Raw genomic sequence first — 1,706 nt, forward strand, 5'->3', positions numbered from 1 at the left:
GCAGCCACGGTCGATCCGGCCATCGCACAGGCGACGGCGCAGAACGTACTGGACAACCTGACGGTTCCGCAGGGAGGGCTCTTCCATCGGGATACCACACCGGGGGCGCCCTACCTCATCGAGAGCAACCCGGCCTTCACCAGCACGAATTCGTTCCTCTCCAGCGACTACTATCTGAGCCTGCTGGGCTACAACCCGCAGGTCACGGAAAAGCGCCTGGGCGACGGACTCTACGAGCAGCAGCTCGTGCAGAACCAGATCACCTCGCTGACCGGCAGAGCGGTCCTCGGCCCCTACACCGATGCGCAGTCGATGTATGAAGCGCTGATGGCCTCGGGCGCCTCGCTGGCGCAGTCGCTCGACCTGCCGCTCGGCATGGGCCTGTCGGCTGCCCAGGTGGCCGCGCTCACGTCGAACGTCGTCATCATGCAGACGGAGATCGTGGACGGGCAGGCGGTGCTCGTGCCGGTCGTCTATCTCGCGCCGGCCAGCCAGCAGACCATGAACGGGCCGCTCATCGCGGCAACCGACATCGACCTGCAGAACGTGCAGACCTTCACGAACAGCGGTACGGTGCAGGCCGGCAATACGCTGTCGATCAGCGGCCAGCAGATCGATGACGCGTTCGGCACGCTCAGGAGCGGCGGGCAGATGTCGCTGAACACCGTGGGCGATATCAACTTCACTTCGGCCAATGTGAGTGCGGGGAGCCTCGCGCTGAACACGGGCGGCAACCTCCTGCTCAATACGGCGACGAACACCGTCAATCAGGTTAGCGCCACCGGTGCCACGCGCACCACGACCACGCTGGGCCCTGTCGCGAGCCTGAACGTGACGGGCGACGCAGCCATCGTGACGGGCGGCAACTTCGAGCAGAACGCGGGCAACCTGAACGTGGGCGGGAATCTCGGCATGGCCGTGGGCGGCAACTGGGATATCGGCTCGGTGCAGAGCGGCGAACAGAAGGTCGTGCAGCGCGCGAATGGCGTGTCGAACACGAACCTCAATGTTGCAAACGGCAGTACCGTGAATGTGGGTGGCGTATCGCAGATCGGCGTGGGGGGCAACCTGACGGCGACGGGTGCCACCATTAACCTGGGCGGTGGCGGCATTGTGGCAGCGAACGGCGACGTGACGCTGCAGGCCGCGACCACGACCTCGACCTTCGACAGCAACGACTCCGGCAGCGATTCCCACGGCAGCTACGCGCAGACCACGCACTTCTCCGGCCAGGCGCTGAGCGGCACGACGCTCAACGCAGGCGATTCGTTGACCATCGCATCGGGACACGATATCAACGTAACCGGCAGCACGATCAACCTCACCCAGGGCACGGTGACGCTCGCCGCCGTGGGCGACGTGAATATCGGCGCCGCCACGGCGACGCAGGTGGACAACACGCAGGAGCAGCACCAGCACAGCAACCTGGTCAGCGGCACGCAGGAGGCCAGTTCGCGCGACACGACCCTCACGCAGTCGCTGGGCAGCACGGTATCGGCGGATGCCGTGTCGATCGGCAGCGGTCACGATATCAACGTGACGGGCAGCACGATAGTCGGGACGAACGACGTCGCGCTTGCCGCAGGGCATGACGTGAATATCACCACGTCGCAGGACACGATGCAGTCGTCCGGGACGTACCAGGAGAAGCACTCCGGCCTCGGCACGAGCGGGCTGTCGGTGACGGTCGGCAGCAGCAAGGTTGC

Annotated in this window: 1 protein-coding gene; it reads left to right on the forward strand. The window is 65.5% G+C overall.

Annotation, left to right across the window (positions count from 1 at the left end):
• The coding region (locus BFE01S_RS41675) for a beta strand repeat-containing protein (protein WP_042340112.1) at positions 1 to 1,706 on the forward strand (1,706 nt) is incomplete at both ends.

This window comes from Paraburkholderia ferrariae NBRC 106233, from assembly GCF_000685035.1.
Lineage (GTDB): Bacteria > Pseudomonadota > Gammaproteobacteria > Burkholderiales > Burkholderiaceae > Paraburkholderia > Paraburkholderia ferrariae.